Here is an 18,339-nt window from a genome sequence, read left to right as displayed (position 1 = left end):
GCCCCCTTTTCTGACGACATCACGTTATGCCTATGCCGTCGCTCTCTGCCTCTTCACCTTCATCGTCGTCCGGCTTACCCGCATTGTGGTCACGGGCCAGCAGGATATAGAACGCCGGCAGGATGAAGACCGTGAAGAAGGTGCCGATGCCCAGGCCCGCCACGATGGTCAGGCCGATGGCGAAGCGGCTCTGGGCGCCCGGGCCGATGGCGACCAGCAGCGGCACCATGGCGAAGATCAGCGCCAGCGACGTCATGATGATCGGCCTCAGCCGGATGGCCGCCGCTTCCAGCACCGCCTGGCGCTTGTCCAGCTTGCGGTCGATCTGCAACTGGTTGGCGAATTCCACGATCAGTATGCCGTTCTTCGCGACCACGCCGATCAGGGTGATCAACCCCACCTGGGTGTAGATGTTGATGGTGGCGAAGCCCAGTACGATAAACGCCATGGCACCAGCCACCGACAGAGGCACAGACACCAGGATGATCAGCGGGTCACGCCAGCTCTCGAACTGGGCCGCCAGCACCAGGTAGATCACCAGCAGCGACAGGGCCATGGTAATGGCCAGGGCACTGCCCTCGGTGGACAGTTGCCGCGTCTGCCCCATGTAATCGGAACTGAAGCCCTGGGGGAAGATCTCGCTGGCGTTCTGCTCCATCCAGTCCATGGCGGCCCCCATGGCCACACCCGGCATGACCACGCCCTGCAGGGTGATAGAGTTGAGCTGGTTGAACTGGGTCCGCTGGGACGGCTCCACCCCTTCCTGGAAACTGACCACGCTGCCCAGGGGTACCAGGTCCCCGGTATCCGAGCGGATGTAGTAGTCGTTCAGGGCCGCCTCGCTGATGCGGAAGTCCTGCTGCACCTGCGGAATCACCTGGTAGGAGCGGCCTTCCATACTGAAGCGGTTGATGTAGCCGCCACCAAGCATGCTGGACATGGCCTGCCCCACATCCTGCATGGACAGGCCCAGGTCCGCCACCCGGTCCCGGTCCACCTGGATCTGGACCACCGGCTTGTCGAAGGCGATGGACTTCTGCAGGAACATGAAGTTGCCACTCTGCATGGCGCGGCCCTGCAACTCGCTGGCGATCTCGTTGAGCTGCTCGTAGTCGCCACCGGTGGTGATCACGAACTGGAACGGCAGACCGCTGGAACCCGGCAGGGACGACGGGGCGAAGACCGCTGTCTGCAGGCCGGTGACCTTGTTCAGCTCGGCATTCAGCTTCGGCTGGATATCGAACTGGGTGACCGTCCGTTCGCTCCAGGGCGCCATCTTGAAGCCGCCAAAGACCTCGTTGGGGCCAGTGATACCGAGGATCATGAAATCCTCCTGGTAACCGTCCACCGTGGTCATGCGCTGCTGCACTTCACTGCCCTCTTCCTGAAGGTATTCCAGGGTTGACGTCTGCGGCCCTTTGCCCTGATAAAACAGGATACCCTGGTCCTCTTCCGGCGCCAGCTCGCTCTGGCTGAGCATGACCATGAAGAAGATGGAGGCAAAGATCATGAAGGCGAAGAAGATCACCACCGAGATGGTGGACATCAGCGAGGCCAGCGCACGCTTGTAAGCATTGGCCAGCCCGTTGAACGTCTTCTCCACGAACTGCTCGAAGCGGCTGGGATTACCATGGGGCTTGAGGATGGCCCCGGACAGCACCGGCGACAGGGTGAGGGCGACAATGCCCGAAATCACCACGGTGCCCGCCAGCGTAAAGGCGAACTCGATAAACAGCGAGCCGGTCAGGCCGCCCATAAAGCCAATGGGCGCGTAGACCGCCACCAGGGTGGTGGTCATGGCAATGATGGGGATCGCCATTTCCCTGGCGCCATGGAGGGCCGCATGGAATCTGGTCTCACCCTGCTCGATGTGGCGGTGGACGTTCTCCACCATGATGATGGCATCATCCACCACCAGGCCGATGGCCAACACCATCGACAGCAGCGTCAGCAGGTTCAGGGAGAAGCCCATCATCAGCATGATAAAGGCCCCGCCCACCAGCGACAGGGGCACCGCCACCGACGGCACCACCGCGGCACGCAGCGACCCCAGGCACAGGAATACCACCACCAGCACGATCACCAGGGCTTCCAGCAGGGTCTTGATCACCTCGTTGATGGAGTCGTCGATAAACTCGGAGGCATCGTAGGCCAGGCGCACGTCCAGGCCGGAGGGGAGTTGTTCCTCGATGTCCGGCAGCGCCGCCTTCACCAGCCCGGCCACGGTCAGCGGGTTGGCGCCGGGGGACATCTCGATGGCCACGTAGGTGGCCGGCTGGCCCTTGTACATGGCCAGGTGGTCGTAGCTCTGGGAGCCCAGCTCCACACTGGCGATGTCCCGCAGGCGGATAATGGAACCATTGGCCTCCTTCACCACCAGGTCCCGGAACTGGTCCAGGTCCGATACGTCGGTGTCGCTGGTCAGGCTGATCTTGGTGTACTTGCCTTCGGTGTTACCCACGGCCGCCTGGTAGTTGTTGCGCAACAGCACGCTGACCACTTCCTGGGGCGTCATGTCCACCGCCGCCAGGCGCTCCGGGTCCAGCCATGCCCGCAGGGCAAAGGTGCGCCCCAGCAGGTCCGCCTTGCCGACGCCGGCCAGGGCCTGCAGCTTGGGCTGCACCACCCGGGTCAGGTAATCGGTGATCTGGGGTACGTCCAGGTCGTTACTGTAGAAGGCGATATACATCAGTGCCGTGGAGTCCCCGGTCTCGGAGGTGATAACCGGGTCCTGGGCATCCGCCGGCAGCACGTTACGCTGGCTGGCCACCTTGGCCTGGATTTCCGCCAGGGCGGCGTTGGCGTCGTAGTTCAGCTCCATCTTGGCATTGATGGTGGACTGGCCCTGGGAGCTGGTGGAGGTCAGGTAGTCGATACCACTGGCCTCGGCCATGGCCTGCTGCAATGGCGTGGTGATAAAGCCCTTCACCAGCTCGGAGCTGGCACCCGGGTAGGCCGTGGTCACGGTTACCGTGGTGCTTTCAAGCTGTGGGTACTCCCGGATTTCCATCTCCAGGGCGGCACGGGCCCCAAGCAGCAGGATCAACAGGCTGACCACCGTGGCCAGCACCGGCCGGTGGACAAAAACGTCAGTAAAGCGCATTACTCGGACGCCTCCGCCGGCTGCTCATCATCCTGCTGGATCTCGATCGACTGGCCCGCCCGTAGTCGCAACAGGCCCTTGGCGACCACCTGGTCACCTTCCTCAAGCCCCTTCTCAATAGCGACGCGTTCGTCCCGGACCTCACCAGTCTGTACGGAACGACGGTTGACCGTGAGCTGGCCGTCGTCGTTCTCACCAATCAGGAACACATAGTCACCGTAGGTGTTGTAGGACACCGCAGTGCGGGGCAGGGTCAGCACCGGCCGATCTTCCGGCTGGCGCGTCATCACCGTGGCAAACATGCCCGGGCGAAGCTTGCCATCGGGGTTGGCGAGGGTGGCCCGGATACGCACGGTGCGGGTTTCAGGATTCACCGAGGTATTGATGGCGCTGACCTCCCCGGTAAAGGTTTCCCCCGGCACGGCGGCGACGGTCGCCCGAACCTCGTAACCACGGTCAACGCTGGGCAGGTTGCGCTCCGACAGGGTGTAGTCCAGGTAGATGGGATCGAGCATATTGATCTCGACAATCGGCGTGCCGGTGGGGACGTACTCCCCCTGGTCCACAAGCCGCAGGCCCAGGGTGCCGTCGAAGGGCGCGCGGATCACCTTTTTGTTGAGCTGGGCCTCGGCCTCGTTGACCCGGGCACGGGCAGCGTCATAGTTGGCCTTGGCTTCATCGTACTGGGACTGGGACACGGCACGGCGGGGCAGCAGGTTTTCAATGCGCTTGAACTCCTGGGCCGCCAGTTGGGCCTCGGCACGACGGGTTCGCAGGGCAGCTTCGTCGATCTGGGAATCCAGACGGATCAGGATGTCTCCCTGCTCAACGGTATCACCGGATTCAAACCCGATTTCCTCAATGACGCCGGGCACCTCATTGGCCACCCGGATACCGTTGACTGCCTCGACACTCCCCACGGACTTGATGGCGGGTGTCCACTGCTCCAGGGCGACGTTCGTGGCGCTCACCGGTGTCGGCGGCTGGGGCTGGGACATCATCTCCTTCATCTGGCCGAACTGGTAGAACTTGTAGCCGAAAATGCCACCCAGGATAAGACCCAGAAGGACAATGACAATCAGAAAACGGACAAAGGTGCGCATAGGTTAGACATCCTGATCAGAAAACCCGGCCCTGGGATCATGCGGACATGCAACAAGACCGATACCGTAATTGAGGCAATAAACTAACGATGATTATTTCATTATAAAAGCAAGCAAACCAGTGCCTTGCCCAGTTACCCGCCCCTGGAGTCTGCGCGGTAGAAATCGCGCCAGGCGAGAGCATCCCACATTGAGGCCATTTTGACGGTCATTTGAGGCGCAAAGTGGTTCTATGTAACGAAAATGAGCGCTCAAAAGGGACCAATGTGGGGCGGTCGCAGCGGTGCAACTTTCTACCGCGCAGGCTCCCAGACTGCCATATCATTTGCTACCGGAGGATGACCAGCGGCTTCTCCGCCGTCTTCAGCATGGTGGTCGTGGTGCTGCCCACCAGGAACTGCCTGATGCGGGAATGGCCATAGGCACCCATCACCAGCATGTCGATATCGTGCTCCGCCTGATAGTGGTGGAGTGCGGGTTCCACATCGCCAGCGCGGATGGCCAGGGTAATCTCCCCGCCCAGGTCCGACAGCATGGCTTCCGCCTGTTTCAGTTGCTCCCAGCGGTCACCGGTTTCCGGTCCGATCATCACGATATGAAGCGGCATGCCCTTGAGAACCGGACTGCCCGCCAGCAGTTCAACGCTGCGGAAGGCGGTCTTGCTGCCATCGAACGCCAGCATCGCACTCTTCGGCGGCGTAAACTCGTCCGGCACCAGCAGGATAGGACGATGCAGGCTGCGGATCACGGTTTCCAGCTGGCTGCCGATGTGCAGGTCACGGTCGGAACTGCTCTCGCCGTGCAGCCCCATGACCAGCAACCGGGTCTGACTTTCCAGGGTCAACAGGGATTCGGTCAGGTCCCCGTGGCGCTGACGCTTGATGACATCGGCGGCACCCGTGTCCATCACCCGCCGTTCCGCCTGCTCCAGCAGGTGGTGGCCCTGCTCCAGGGCAACCTTGCTGCGCTGCTGATCCAGGTCCGCCAGCTCCTCCAGCAGGTGTTCCCGACTGCCGAGGCCGATATTGCCGGCCAGGTCCGGGGCTACCGGGTAGCGCTCCTCGTCGAGCACATGAAGCAGCATGAGGGGAACCCCCATATGCCGACCGGCCCAGGCAGCATAGTCACAGACCGCCGGAGCGGCCCGGGAACCATCGATACAGGCAACGACTCGTAGCATGGCATTCTCGCTCTGATTGTCATTATGGTTGTTATTCTGACCGCGATCGCTATGGCTTTGCGTGTTCTCTGTCATATCAGTGCCCCATCAACTGGTCGACGGCGTCCGGCTTGTCATGCACCCCGAAACGGTCAACGATGGTGGCGCTGGCCTCGTTCAGGCCAATCACCTCTACCTCGGCGCCTTCACGGCGGAACTTGATGACCGCCTTGTCCAGGGCCGCCACGGCGGTGATATCCCAGAAATGGGCCCGGCTCAGGTCAATGATCACCTTATCCAGTGCTTCCTTGAAGTCAAAGGATTCGGTGAACTTTTCCGAGGAACTGAAGAATACCTGGCCCACCACGTTGTAGGTACGGGTATCAGACGTTTCATCGTACTCGGATGTGACCAGCATGTAGTGCCCCACCTTGTTGGCGAAGAACAGGGCCGCCAGCAGCACCCCGGCCAGCACACCGAAGGCCAGGTTGTGGGTGGCCACCACCACGACCACGGTCACCACCATCACGATATTGGTGGACAGCGGATGGTCCTTGAGGTTCTTGATGGAACCCCAGCTGAAGGTACCGATGGACACCATGATCATCACTGCCACCAGCGCGGCCATGGGAATCTGCACCAGCCACTGGTCCAGCACCAGCACCATGATCAGCAGGAAAACCCCCGCTGTGAGGGTGGATAGCCGTGTACGGCCGCCGGACTTGATATTGATGATGGACTGGCCAATCATGGCGCAACCCGCCATGCCCCCAAGCAGCCCTGAACCGATATTGGCAATGCCCTGTCCCCGGCACTCCCGGTTGCGGTCGGAGGTGGTATCAGTCAGGTCGTCCACAATGGTGGCGGTCATCATCGACTCCAGCAGGCCAACGACCGCCAGGCCCACGGAATAGGGCAGGATGATCATCAGCGTCTCCAGGGTTAGCGGCACATCCGGCCACAGGAACACCGGCAGGGTATCCGGCAGTTCGCCCATATCCCCCACGGTGCGGATATCCATGCCGTACCACATGGCCACCCCGGTCAGCACCACAATGCACACCAGAGGCGATGGAATCAGCTTACCCACCACCGGCAGGTAGGGGAACAGGTAGATGATGCCCAGGCCCGCCGCCGTCATGGCATAGACATGCCAGGTGACATTGGTCAGCTCCGGTAGCTGGGCCATGAAGATCAGTATCGCCAGGGCATTGACGAAACCGGTGACCACCGAGCGGGACACAAACCGCATCAGGCCGCCCAGTTTCAGGTAACCGGCACCGATCTGCAGCACCCCGGTCAGCAGGGTGGCCGCCAGCAGGTATTCCAGTCCGTGCTCCTTCACCAGGGTCACCATCAGCAATGCCATGGCACCGGTGGCGGCGGAGATCATGCCGGGACGGCCACCGACAAAGGCGATCACCACGGCAATACAGAACGAGGCATAGAGGCCGACCTTCGGGTCAACGCCGGCAATAATGGAAAAGGCGATGGCTTCCGGAATCAGGGCCAGGGCCACAACGATACCGGAGAGCAGGTCACCACGAATATTGGACAGCCAGTTGGCTTTGAGGGTTTTCACCATAACAACGGGGTTCCATGGGTTTCAGACATCTTGGGACGCTGGCCGCGCAGCGTGAACATGACAGACAGCTCCCCATGACCCGCCTGGACCAGGCCGGTAGATCGGGAAGGCAGCATGTCGAAAACAGGCCGACTAGGGGAGAGCCGGAATACTAGGGCGGAGTGATCGTCACGATGGGCAGCGTACTGTTCGGTTGATGGATGTCAGGTGCCTGACATATCGGGGGCGCGAAGCTTACCAGAAGCCCGCTCGAAAAGTAACCGGCAGACTCCTAGATCCGGTTCACCTGCTCCAGAAACGCAGCCGGCAGGATGTCGATCACCGGGCGACGGTCGCCACTCACTTCCGGGGCCGGCGCCGATGGTTCGGTGGCAATAATCGATGGCTGCTCGGACCAGTGCAGCAGTTCCAGTTTGCCGTCCGCATTTTCCACCAGCGCGGTGCAGTGCTCCACCCAGTCGCCGTCGTTGCAGTAGAGTCCTTCCTGGCTGCGCAGGAATCCGGCGGAGTGGATATGGCCGCAGATGAAGCCGTCGTAGTTGCCCTTCTCGGCGGCGGTCAGCGCCGCCAGCTCGAAGCGGCGGATAAAGGTCCGCGCCTTGCCGATACGACCTTTCAGCCAGGCCGCCAGCGACCAGTAGGGCTTGCCCTGCAGACGGCGCCAGGCATTGAACCAGCGGTTAAGCCGCAGCAGCAGGCCGTGGGCCCGGTCCCCCACCAGCAGCATCAGCGGGCTGCAGCGCACCACCTGGTCAAACTGATCACCGTGGCACACCATGAACCGTCGGCCATCGGCGGTGGTGTGGATGATCTTCTGGTGCAGTTCCACGCCACTGATGGTCTGACCGCAGAAGCGCCGCATGAACTCATCGTGGTTACCGGGCACGTACACCACCCGCGTGCCGTTGGCGGCCATGGCCAGCAGGCGGTGCACCACCGCTTCGTGGGATTTGGTGAAGTGCACCCGCCGCTGCATGGCGATCAGGTCCACGATATCGCCCACCAGGTACAGGGTGTCGCAATGGACGTTGTCCAGGAAGTCCAGCAGGTAGTCTGCCTGGCAGTCCGGAGTCCCCAGGTGAACGTCGGAAATGAAAACGCTGCGATAGTGTGGCATGTCTGCCCCTGACGGTTACCCTTGTCATGACACAACGTGACAAGCACACATGACGTGTCGGTGACACTTCATGGTCAGTCCTGTGAAGATTGCTCCACAGGGCTTTGGGGAATCCGGGCCGGGTGTAACAAACGGCGATTTCAGGTGTCTGACGGAATAGTCATTACAGGAAGAAGGGGAATCTGATGCCACGCCTGCGAACCACCATCCTCGGCCTTCTGTTGCTGGCGGCCCCCGCCCTCGCTCTGGCCACGGACAATGCCTCACTCTTCCAGCCCTATCAGACCCTGCTCGAGAGGCACCTGACCGAACAGGAACTGCCCGGCGACGGCCTTGTCTCCGCGTTCGATTACGAAAAAGCCCTGCAGCAGGAAGACACCCAAACGCTGCTGGGCCAACAGGCGGACGCGCTGGCGGCCTTCGACCCCGCAGGCCTGGAGGGCAAGGCCCGGTCGGTGGCCTTCTGGATTAACGCCTATAACTTTTTCATGATCCACCAGATCCTCACGGAGCGGCCCGACGGTGAGCTGGTGTCGTCGGTGTGGGACTACGGCGGTCGGCGAAACCCATTCCGGGACAATATCTTCCAGCGCCCCCTGTTCACCATCGGCGGCCAGGACTACAGCCTCGACCAGATGGAAAAGGACATCCTGCTGGGTGAGGACTACCAGCAAAGAGGCTGGATGGATGCCCGGGTGCATTTCGCCGTCAACTGTGCTGCAGTGGGCTGTCCGCCCCTGCGGAAGACCATCTACACCGGGGATAACCTGGAAACCCTGCTGACGGAGAACACCCGCCTGGCCCTGAATACCCCCCGACACCTGACCATAGACGGCAGAACCCTGAGGGTCAGCGCCATCTTCGACTGGTACCGTATGGATTTCGGGGAGGAAGCCGGCTCGGTCAGGAGCTTTATCCGGCAGTGGGCGGACACCGACGTCGGCGCCCGGGCGAACCAGACCAATGCCATTGATTACATCGACTATGACTGGGCCCTGAACCAGCCCGACAACTTTCCGGAGTTGTCGCAATAACCGGCCCTGATCGATCCAATCCCCGGATTCACACAGGATTGGTGGCCAGGATTTTCTTCAGGAAGTCCTTTGTCCTGGGATCCTGGGGGTGATAGAAGATCTCGCTGGGCGGCCCCTGCTCCACGATCCGCCCGCCATCAATGAAGATCACCCGGTCGGCTACGTCCCGGGCAAACGACATTTCATGGGTGACCACCATCATGGTCTGGCGTTCGGCGGCCAGCTTTTTCATCAATCCCAGCACTTCTTCCACCCACTCCGGGTCGAGGGACGAGGTGGGTTCGTCAAACAGGATCACCTCGGCACCGGCGGCCATGGCCCGGCCAATACCCACCCGTTGCTGCTGGCCACCGGACATGGACGCCGGGTAGGCATCCGCCTTGTCGGCCAGGCCAATCTGTTCCAGGATCTCCCGGGCCCGCCGATGGGCCTTTTCTTTCGGCCATCGGTCCACCACCAGCAGGCGTTCGGCGATGTTCTGTAATGCCGTCTTATTGGCGAACAGGGCATAGTTCTGGAACACAAACGCGGTTCGCCGGCGCATGGAGAGGATATCCGCCCGGCTGGCCCGGTTCACATCCACCGTCAGGTCACCCACGGTCATGGTGCCTGAGGTAGGTTGCTCCAGGAAGTTGACGCAGCGCAGCAGGGTGGATTTCCCGGTGCCCGAGGGACCGATGATGACGACGATTTCGCCCTTCTCAATTGTCAGGTCAATCCCGTCGAGGACCACCGTCTTGCCAAAGTGCTTGCTGAGTGAGTCCAGTCTGATCATCGGCTATAGGCCCGGTTCAGGCGAATTTCCAGGTAGTGCTGGAGCTTGGACAGCAGCTCCACCACGATCCAGTACATGATGGCCGCGACGATGAAGGCCTCGAAGTACAGGAAGCTGCCGGACGCCTCCTTCTGGGTCGCCCCCATCAGTTCCGTCACCCCCAGGGTAAAGGCCAGGGAGGTGGCCTTGATCATGTCGATGAAGTAGTTCATCAACGTGGGCAGCGCCACCCGGGTGGCCTGGGGCAGGACGATCCGCCGCATCAGTTGGCCGTTGGTCATGCCGATGGACAGCGCCGCTTCGGTCTGACTGCGATCCACCCCGATGATGGCCGCCCGGATGGACTCCGCCATATAGGCGGAGAAGTGCATGGTCAGGCCCATGATGGTCGCCGTAATGCCGTCAATCACCGTCAACGCGCTGACTAGCTGCGGCAGGCCGTAATAGAACAGAAACAGCTGCACCAGCAGCGGCGTACCGCGGAAAAACGAAATGAACAGGATGGTCAACTGGTTGAGCACGGGAATACGCAACACCCGGACAACCGCGAACAGGCACGCCAGGATGAGGGCCAGCACCATGCCCACGCCGGCAAGCTCCAGTGTCAGGGGCAGGTACCGCAACAGGATGGGTATCAGCCCGATCATGTACTCGACGTTCAGGACGTCCATAGTGAAAGCCGCCTAGGTGCGCCCCTCAGGGCCGGGTGATATCGGTGCCGAACCATCGCTCGGAGATCGCCTTGAGGGTGCCATCCTCCCGCAGGGCCGCCAGGGCCTGGTTCACCTCGTCACGAAGGGCCCGGCCCTGGTCCGTGTCCCGAAAGGGGTAGGCGTTGGTGATCTGTGAGAAAGTCGGCCCGGCGAGTGCCAGCGGCATGGGCTTGTCCTTGATGATCTGGCTGGCGCTGACCCGGTCCATCACAAAAGCATCGACGCGCCCCAGGGCGGTATCCCGCTCGATATTGCTGTCGTAGGTCTTGATGTCGATCTGGTCGGCGTAGGGCAGCTCTCGCAGCAGTGCTTCGAAATTGGAGCCCAGATTCACGGCAACGGTTTTCCCTTTGAGGTCTTCCACCCCCTTGATCTCGTTGTTGCCTTTCTTGGTCACCACCTGGGCCCCGTCATAGACGTAAGGGTCGCTGAAAATATACGCTTTCTGTCGCTCTTCAGTGATGGTGATCTGGTTAGCAACGGTGTCAATGCGCCCGGATTCCAGCATGCCAAACAGGCCGGAGAAGTTGGCGGTTTCGTATTGAATGTCACGCCCCATTTCCTCACCAATGGCATCCATGACATCGACGTCGAAGCCCTTGAGCTCATCCTGCTCTACAAAGGTGAACGGGAAATACTGGCCGGACATTCCGACTCGCAGCGGATCATCCTGTGCAGACAAAGGTGCGCTTGTGAGCAGGACCATCGTCAATAACGTGTTGATCAACAGCGTTTTCATAACAACCTCCTCCCGGCGTGGATCCTACCTGAAGCATAGTCGTGGCTGAAAATTGGGCAATCATAGTTGTCATTGGCTGTTAACCAGACGCTCGATATCGGTGAGGATATCAGGAGCACCGGTGACCCTCGCCAGCCAGCTGAGCGGGATGCCACACTCGCCGCCAACACCATGCAGAGCCGCCATGGCCGGCCCGATGATCCAGGCCCGGCCACAGGAATCTCCGCCGCAATGAATGTTGGCGCGGACGGCTTCGGTATAGCTCGCGGCATGGGTGAGGATGTGAAAGATCACCGGCATGGCCTCATACAGATAGCAGGTGCGGCCGAAGGTGTCGCCGGCTTTTATGGCATCCAGTGACGGGCCGGACTGGGCGTTGCTCAGGCTTTGCTGATCCGGCGTCTCGGCTTTGGCCGTTTCCAGGGCTGTCGCCAGGGGTTTACCCCGGAAAAGCTGGTCCAGAAGTGTCGCGGCGCATTTTGCCCAGGCCACCGCTTCATCATTGTGAGTAGTCACCCGCACGGCGGCTTCCGTAACCTCCAACAGCCTGTCGCTGCCACAGTAACAGGCAACCAGTGGCGGTAGTTTCGACACCGCAGGCAGCTGCATGTCGTCGGCGCCGCTTTCCGGCAACAGGTTCCGGTCGATGGTTTCGGCGAGGTAAACGCCTGCTTCCTGTATCCCGGATTCCTGATAGGTCAGGCTGATGGCCTGGCGAACCGGGTCGGCCAACTGATCACCGCTCAGTCGCCGGGTGTAGGGCAGGACCTTCTGCACCAGTATCCGTTTCTGCTGTTCGGTCAGCTCGGCGGAAATGCCCGACTGGGCCTCCTCAATGGCTTTCTGCTCGATGGTGTTCAGGTTATTCAGAGTGACCCGGGTAGGATTGTCGATATAACCCTGCCACTGGCCACCAGGGCCGAAAAACGCCCGGAAGCGCCGCTGATAGTCGCGGATATCCAGCCTGCCCTCACGGGCCAGGAGGCTGTCAGTCAACACCCCGGTGGCCGCTCCGTAATGGCTGATATCCCCGGGCTGCTTGCCCTCGTGTGCAAAATACCCGAAACCACCAGTGAAATAATCGGCCTTCGGCGGCAGGAACTCGGGGGACTGACCACCAACTTCGAGGATACGCCGACTGTCATAGAGCCAGTGCAGACCGAGGCTGGCCGCATCCGACACCCAGCCGCCGGCAAGAGCGGCGATGACTGCCGGTTTTCGTTCGATGAACAGGTTGCTGGCCATTGGAAATCCTCATGGGTTATTTTCAGAAATTGAGATCAAGGAGATCACTCATATTTCCTGATTTCTGGTGCCACTATCTTATTCCCGCATCAGCACCTCAACCACTCAAGTGCCCGGTAATCAAAGCCCTGTGCAATGGTGGGTTTTATGATCTCGAAATAGGGCGAGGCATCGAAATCCCTTGGTACGAAAAGGGAGTGGTGCCGAATCCGGTAAAACTCCCGCTCACACTCCCGGCACTTCGGGTCGTCAGAAGGCATGGCGATCACCTCCGGCAGGATGGGGTAGTGGATACTCTGAAACCCCTGCGCGATAAAGGATGAACAGATCGCCCGGGTGGGGTCACCACTGCCCAGTGCCAGCATTCTCCGCCGGTACCGAACAGGTACCGGCGGTGTGGGCAACAGATAGCGAGCCAGGTCGACGATGTTCTTGAGATCATACTGGTGGCCAAGGCGCTCACGGGAATACAGCGCCAACGCCTCCAGGGCTTCCCCTCCCAGATCCACCGGACGACAGATTCGGGTATGACGGTGACGGTAAAAGGACAGGGAAATGGCCCGGATGCCCGCCTCCAGATCGGCTTCCACCATAGTATTGGCCTCGCCGTTTTCGTTGTAACCCAGCCCGGCAGCTTCCCCCAGATACAGTGCGGCATGGGACCAGGTGGACTGGGTTAGGTACTTGATGGCAACGCTTACACGGGTGTCCCCTTCCACCAGCAGTACATCGCCGGGCTGGATGGTCGCCTGCAGTGCCTCCCAGGTTGACGTACTGATGGAAAAGTCAGCGACAGGCTTGGAGAGGTAGCGGGCCAGGGCCCGGGAGATCCAGTTGAACATGGTTCCGGCTCTTCTTGTTTTTGGTGACCGCCAATACCAGGCGCACGTCTATGCATGGACACGCCACCCGACCGTTCGTTACGCAAGATAATGCCGCTTTTTTCTGAACAACTTCAACAAATTATCTTGTCATCGGCAAAGTAACAACCCGGGCTTGCTGCGTGTCTATTATCCGAACTCACCAAGAGTCGGAAAGGAGAAAACATCATGAACACTGCAATCACACTCAGGAAGCTTGCCGTTATCACCGCAGGCCTGGTACTGGGCGCAACGGCTTCCATGGGCCATGCCCAGCAGAAGTGGATGGAAGAAGTCCTTGAACGTCAGTTCCAGGAGCAACAGCTCGCCGGGGAAAAAGCCAGCGATAACACGGACCAGAGGCACAATAAAAACGACGCTGAAAACCCGGAAAAGAAAGCTCCGAAGGACATCGACGTTTCCAATACCTATGACGACGAAGGAAACCCGATCATCTGACAGAAACGGTCTGATCCCCTTATGGCCCCATTCCAACGAATGGGGCCTTGTTACGTTTCCGACACCATGATCACGCTGTGCTAGAATTTGAGCAATTGCTCAAAGGACTGCCCATCCAGGTCCAGGGTCATCACCAGGTCATCGGCTCGCCAGGGCAGCGTGTCGGAAGGCTCCACAAACACAGGATCGTCCAGGGCCGGAATGCCGTCCCGGGGTGGGCCACCGTGGAGTATGGTGTCAGGCTCGACCAGGGCATTGCCCAGATCGAAGCCGTTCTTCTGCTGGGCCAGGGTGGACTGGGCCAGGGTGGACTGGGCCAGCAGCATCAAGACAAGGGCAAGGATACAATGGATGCGATTCATGGCAACTCTCCCGCAGCCTGCGTTACTACAGACACCGGGAGAGCGCGGATATTACACGACTAGCGAAGATTCGGGTTCAGGGTGTAGGTTCCGGTCACCCGCTCGCTGGCCAGCACATGCCCTTCCATGGCCTTGCTGACAGCCTCGCCATCAAACTCGCCGTCCAGGCCCAGGGTTTCCACATCCAGGGCGTGCACCTCGTAGTGATAATGGTGGATCAGCTCGTCGTTCCAGGGGGGGCAGGGGCCGTCGTAGCCACCGTAGGTTCCGGCCATATCCGGGTTACCGGCCAGGAACTGGGTGAAGTTGTTGACGCCACGGATGCCAATGGGGCCGGGGCCGGGTTCCTTGCCCTTGGGGCTGACGCCGTCACTGTCCTCCCCTTCCGGAATCCGGTTGACGGACGCGGGGATATCCACCAGCAGCCAGTGGAAGAAATCCACCCGCGGAATCTCGTTGGAGACCACCTTGCCCTCCTGGTTGACGTCATCGGCAATGCTCGGCACATCGGGATCAAACATCATCACCACAAAGCTCTTGGTGCCTTCCGGGGCGTCTTCCCAGGTGACTTCGGGGTTGCGGTTGGGACCGAAACTCATATGGTCCTCTTCGCTGAATACGCCAAACGCGAATTTCTCGGGGACCGGCTGGCCCTCGGTAATGCCATTAAAGTGAACCTTCATGGTCTGCTCCTGTTGGCTTTCGATCGGTGACCCGGTTTTAGCAGTTGCGCCGAGGATTTGTCCAGATCATCCCGGCGGAACGGTTCGGGTATACCCATCACAATAGGGCTGTAGCGGCCAAAAAAAAGGGGCACGCAACGATCGTCGTGCCCCCTGAAGGGGTTATTCACCATTGGCAACGCGTTTCAGCCTGCCCGCCGGAGGTGTCAGACCTGCTTCTTCCAGGCAAATTTCTGGAATGGCTCGTCGATCGGGGTCTCGGCAATGTGATTGACGTAGTTGCTCATGGTCTTCTGGGCCACGCCGAGGACCACTTCCAGTACCTGCCGCTGGCCATAGCCGGCGCCGTAGAAAGCGTCGAGATCTTCCTTGCCAACATTGCCACGTTTGCGAACAACCGCCAGGGTGAACGTGCGCAACGCTTCCAGCTTCTCGTCGGGCAGAGCGGTCTCATTGCGCAGGGCTTCGGTAATGTCTTCCGGTACCTTCATCATGTGGGCAATGCCGGTATGGGCCGGTACGCAGTAATGGCACTCGTGCTCGACATTGATGGTCTGCCAGACCACTGTCTGCTCATTGGCGTTGAAACTGGTGTTGGTGAACAGGCCGTGAAGGGTCTGGTAACCCTCCAGCAGACCCGGCGCCTCAGCCATGACGGCGTGCAGGCTGGGGATCATCCCCATATTCTTTTTCGAGCCTTCCAACAATGGCTTGGCATCTGCCGGTGCGGAATCGATATCGTGCAGCGTAAAGTCAGTCATGGGAACCTCCGTTTTTGAGTGATCACTCAATTTCAAGCTCAGACTATCTGTATTTGAGCAATCATTCAAGTTATAATCTGTACAAAGTCTGAACGGTGCTGTTTTTCATGCCAAGAATCGCGAAGTTTGACCGGGACAAGGCCCTGGAAGATGCGGTGCGGCTGTTCTGGGAGCGGGGTTACAGCGGCACCTCCATGAAGCACATTGAAAAGGCCCTGGACATGCGCCCGGGTAGCCTCTATGCCACCTTCGGCAACAAGGATGGCCTGTTCCGGGAGGCCCTGGATATCTATACCGGTCGCATGTCCCAGTCCATGACGGAGGCCCTGGAGGCGGCTCCGACCGTCATGGATGGTCTCTTTGGTTACCTGCGCGCCCTGTCGGAAGAGATCACCGCGCCCGATTCCCCCGCCCGGGCCTGTCTGGTGGTGAAAACCCTGCTGGAAGTCACCCATGAGCAGGAGGAACTCCGCGGGCTGGTCAACCGGCGCCTCCGGGCCGTCGAGGATCACCTCACGGGGCTGCTGGAACAGGCCCGTGACCAGGGTGAACTGAAACCAGGGGTCGACAGCCGACGCCTGGCCCGGCTGGTCCAGGCCCAGATCATGGGTCTGAGGTCGCTGGCCCAGCGGGATATTGATGCCGACAGTGTCAAAATCCTCACCGAAGACATCATCATTGCCCTGGGCGCCTTTACGCGGGACCCTGCCACGCACTAGTCTCTTGGAATTACACGATCCACGAGAGAGACACATCATGACCGACGACAAGCGACGCCGTCATTCCGCCCCGGTGGTTGACGGCCTGGGCAAGTCCGCCAGCCGCGCCATGCTGCGGGCGGTGGGCTTCACCGATGAGGACTTCCGCAAGCCGCAGGTGGGCATTGCCTCCACCTGGAGCAACCTCACCCCCTGCAACATGCATATCGACGGTCTGGCCCGGGAGGCCGCCAAAGGCGCCGACGGGGCCGGGGGCAAGAGCCTGATCTTCAACACCATTACCGTGTCCGACGGTATCGCCAACGGCACCGAGGGCATGAAGTATTCGCTGGTGTCCCGGGAGGTCATTGCCGATTCCATCGAGACCACAGCCGGCTGCGAGGGCTTCGATGGCCTGGTGGCCATCGGGGGCTGCGACAAGAACATGCCCGGCTGCGTCATGGGCCTGGCGCGCCTGGACCGGCCCTCGGTGTTTGTCTATGGCGGCACCATCCAGCCCGGTGAGAACCACACCGATATCATCTCGGTATTCGAGGCGGTGGGTGCCCACGCCCAGGGCAATATGGACCTGATCGAGGTGAAGCAGATCGAGGAAACCGCCATTCCCGGCCCCGGCTCCTGCGGCGGCATGTACACCGCCAACACCATGGCATCCGCCATCGAGGCCATGGGCATGAGCCTGCCCGGCAGCTCCGCCCAGAATGCCGTCTCCGACACCAAGCTGGCCGACTGCGAGGCAGCCGGGGCGGCGGTACTGGAGTTGCTGGATAAGGACATCAAACCCTCGGACATCATGACCCGGGAGGCCTTCGAGAACGCCATCACTGTGGTCATCGCCCTGGGCGGCTCCACCAACGCCGTGCTGCATCTGCTGGCCATGGCCAGCACCATCGGTGTCGAGCTCTCCCTGGAGGATTTCGAACGCATCGGCAAGCAGGTACCGGTGCTGGCTGACCTGCGCCCCTCCGGCCACTACATGATGTCGGAGCTGGTGGCCATCGGTGGCATCCAGCCGCTGATGAAGATGCTACTGGACCGGGGCATGCTCCATGGCGACTGCCTGACCGTCACCGGCAAGACCCTGGCGGAGAACCTGGCGGACGTCGAGCCCTACCCGGACAGCCAGGACATCATTCACGCCTTCGACAATCCCATCAAGGAAGACAGCCACCTGCGCATCCTCTACGGCAATCTGTCGCCTACCGGGGCCGTGGCCAAGATCACCGGCAAGGAAGGCACACACTTTACCGGCAAGGCCCGGGTGTTCCATTCCGAGGAGGAAGCCCAGGAGCGCATCATGGACGGCACCGTGGTGGCCGGCGATGTGCTGGTGATCCGCTATGAAGGCCCCAAGGGCGGCCCCGGCATGCGGGAGATGCTCACCCCCACCTCCGCCATCATGGGCAAGGGCCTGGGTAGCGATGTGGCCCTGATCACCGACGGCCGCTTCTCCGGCGGCAGTCATGGCTTCGTGGTGGGCCATATCACCCCGGAAGCCGCCGAGGGTGGCCCCATCGCGTTGGTGGAGAACGGTGATACAATCACCATCGATGCGGTCAACAACACCATCGAACTGGACATCTCCGATGACGAGATGCAGCGGCGGCGTCAGGCCTGGCAGGCACCCGCCCCCAGGAAGACCCGGGGCGTGCTGGCCAAATATGCCCGCACAGTCAGTTCCGCGTCCGTCGGTGCGGTGACCGACTTGCCATAACAACCAGAGAGTGCACGACCCTGTCACGCTCGCTCGCCAGTTTGCGATAGCTCTGTGCAACTACGTACCCGATAGATATGTAGTGTGCTAATGGGATATCGTAAACTGGCACGCGAGCGCACAGGTCGAAGGCCCTATGGACCGGGCCAGAACCATCAACGCTCCCCCGATAGTCCCCCTGTCGACCAAGAGTGATGAGAGCCAGCCG

At 60.7% G+C, this 18,339-nt stretch carries 17 protein-coding genes; 4 read left to right on the top strand and 13 right to left on the bottom strand.

What is annotated here, in order from left to right; genetic code table 11:
• Window positions 1–19: 19 nt before the first annotated feature.
• The 5 genes from ACJO2E_RS05975 to ACJO2E_RS05955 all read right to left on the bottom strand — a co-directional run bounded on the left by ACJO2E_RS05975 (window position 20) and on the right by ACJO2E_RS05955 (window position 8,067).
• On the bottom strand, window positions 20–3,103 hold the full coding sequence (locus ACJO2E_RS05975) for an efflux RND transporter permease subunit (RefSeq protein ID WP_406962769.1): 3,084 nt from the start codon (window positions 3,101–3,103) through the stop codon (window positions 20–22).
• Window positions 3,103–4,206 (bottom strand): efflux RND transporter periplasmic adaptor subunit, encoded by a 1,104-nt coding sequence (locus ACJO2E_RS05970; protein ID WP_406962767.1) that lies wholly within the window; start codon window positions 4,204–4,206, stop codon window positions 3,103–3,105. Before ACJO2E_RS05970 ends, ACJO2E_RS05975 begins: the two co-directional genes overlap by 1 nt.
• Window positions 4,207–4,534: 328 nt before the next feature.
• A complete protein-coding gene (locus ACJO2E_RS05965) occupies window positions 4,535–5,386 on the bottom strand; it encodes a universal stress protein (protein ID WP_406962812.1) in 852 nt (283 codons plus the stop codon).
• Window positions 5,387–5,462: 76 nt separating this feature from the next.
• Window positions 5,463–6,950, bottom strand: a complete 1,488-nt coding sequence (locus ACJO2E_RS05960; protein WP_406962765.1) for a SulP family inorganic anion transporter — start codon at window positions 6,948–6,950, stop codon at window positions 5,463–5,465.
• 271 nt (window positions 6,951–7,221) lie between these two features.
• Entirely contained in the window at window positions 7,222–8,067 is an 846-nt protein-coding gene (locus ACJO2E_RS05955) for a UDP-2,3-diacylglucosamine diphosphatase (RefSeq protein WP_406962763.1), read from the bottom strand.
• A 185-nt stretch (window positions 8,068–8,252) separates the two neighbouring features.
• On the opposite strand from ACJO2E_RS05955, the gene ACJO2E_RS05950 reads away from it, so the two are divergent.
• The gene (locus ACJO2E_RS05950; protein ID WP_406962761.1) at window positions 8,253–9,101 is read left to right on the top strand and encodes a DUF547 domain-containing protein; all 849 of its coding nucleotides are present in this window, start codon (window positions 8,253–8,255) and stop codon (window positions 9,099–9,101) included.
• 28 nt (window positions 9,102–9,129) lie between these two features.
• On the opposite strand, the gene ACJO2E_RS05945 is transcribed toward ACJO2E_RS05950, so the two are convergent.
• The 5 genes from ACJO2E_RS05945 to ACJO2E_RS05925 all read right to left on the bottom strand — a co-directional run bounded on the left by ACJO2E_RS05945 (window position 9,130) and on the right by ACJO2E_RS05925 (window position 13,415).
• Window positions 9,130–9,876: an amino acid ABC transporter ATP-binding protein gene (locus tag ACJO2E_RS05945; protein ID WP_406962759.1), complete on the bottom strand. Its 747-nt coding sequence runs from the start codon at window positions 9,874–9,876 to the stop codon at window positions 9,130–9,132.
• Window positions 9,873–10,547: an amino acid ABC transporter permease gene (locus ACJO2E_RS05940; RefSeq protein ID WP_406962757.1), complete on the bottom strand. Its 675-nt coding sequence runs from the start codon at window positions 10,545–10,547 to the stop codon at window positions 9,873–9,875. Before ACJO2E_RS05940 ends, ACJO2E_RS05945 begins: the two co-directional genes overlap by 4 nt.
• 25 nt (window positions 10,548–10,572) lie before the next feature.
• Window positions 10,573–11,328, bottom strand: coding sequence for an amino acid ABC transporter substrate-binding protein (locus tag ACJO2E_RS05935; protein ID WP_406962755.1), 756 nt, complete (start codon window positions 11,326–11,328; stop codon window positions 10,573–10,575).
• Window positions 11,329–11,397: 69 nt separating this feature from the next.
• Window positions 11,398–12,573: an ADP-ribosylglycohydrolase family protein gene (locus ACJO2E_RS05930; protein ID WP_406962753.1), complete on the bottom strand. Its 1,176-nt coding sequence runs from the start codon at window positions 12,571–12,573 to the stop codon at window positions 11,398–11,400.
• Between the two features lie 89 nt (window positions 12,574–12,662).
• Complete coding sequence (locus ACJO2E_RS05925; RefSeq protein WP_406962751.1) at window positions 12,663–13,415, bottom strand: YiiX/YebB-like N1pC/P60 family cysteine hydrolase; 753 nt, start codon at window positions 13,413–13,415, stop codon at window positions 12,663–12,665.
• Between the two features lie 207 nt (window positions 13,416–13,622).
• On the opposite strand from ACJO2E_RS05925, the gene ACJO2E_RS05920 reads away from it, so the two are divergent.
• Entirely contained in the window at window positions 13,623–13,892 is a 270-nt protein-coding gene (locus ACJO2E_RS05920; RefSeq protein WP_406962749.1) for a hypothetical protein, read from the top strand.
• An 80-nt stretch (window positions 13,893–13,972) separates the two neighbouring features.
• On the opposite strand, the gene ACJO2E_RS05915 is transcribed toward ACJO2E_RS05920, so the two are convergent.
• The 3 genes from ACJO2E_RS05915 to ACJO2E_RS05905 all read right to left on the bottom strand — a co-directional run bounded on the left by ACJO2E_RS05915 (window position 13,973) and on the right by ACJO2E_RS05905 (window position 15,698).
• The gene (locus ACJO2E_RS05915; RefSeq protein WP_406962816.1) at window positions 13,973–14,254 is read right to left on the bottom strand and encodes a hypothetical protein; all 282 of its coding nucleotides are present in this window, start codon (window positions 14,252–14,254) and stop codon (window positions 13,973–13,975) included.
• A 59-nt stretch (window positions 14,255–14,313) separates the two neighbouring features.
• A complete protein-coding gene (locus ACJO2E_RS05910) occupies window positions 14,314–14,937 on the bottom strand; it encodes a YbhB/YbcL family Raf kinase inhibitor-like protein (RefSeq protein WP_406962747.1) in 624 nt (207 codons plus the stop codon).
• Between the two features lie 206 nt (window positions 14,938–15,143).
• On the bottom strand, window positions 15,144–15,698 hold the full coding sequence (locus tag ACJO2E_RS05905; protein ID WP_406962745.1) for a carboxymuconolactone decarboxylase family protein: 555 nt from the start codon (window positions 15,696–15,698) through the stop codon (window positions 15,144–15,146).
• 107 nt (window positions 15,699–15,805) lie between these two features.
• On the opposite strand from ACJO2E_RS05905, the gene ACJO2E_RS05900 reads away from it, so the two are divergent.
• Both ACJO2E_RS05900 and ilvD read left to right on the top strand, forming a co-directional pair.
• Window positions 15,806–16,417 carry a TetR/AcrR family transcriptional regulator gene (locus ACJO2E_RS05900; protein ID WP_406962744.1) on the top strand — a complete coding sequence of 204 codons (612 nt, stop codon included), beginning with the start codon at window positions 15,806–15,808 and terminating at the stop codon, window positions 16,415–16,417.
• 37 nt (window positions 16,418–16,454) lie between these two features.
• On the top strand, window positions 16,455–18,131 hold the full coding sequence (ilvD, locus tag ACJO2E_RS05895; RefSeq protein ID WP_406962742.1) for a dihydroxy-acid dehydratase: 1,677 nt from the start codon (window positions 16,455–16,457) through the stop codon (window positions 18,129–18,131).
• Window positions 18,132–18,339: the final 208 nt, after the last annotated feature.

Source organism: Marinobacter shunpengi, assembly GCF_045449695.1.
Taxonomy (GTDB): Bacteria; Pseudomonadota; Gammaproteobacteria; order Pseudomonadales; family Oleiphilaceae; genus Marinobacter.
Note: the sequence above shows the minus strand (reverse complement) of the source record. Positions and strands in the feature narration are given on the sequence as shown.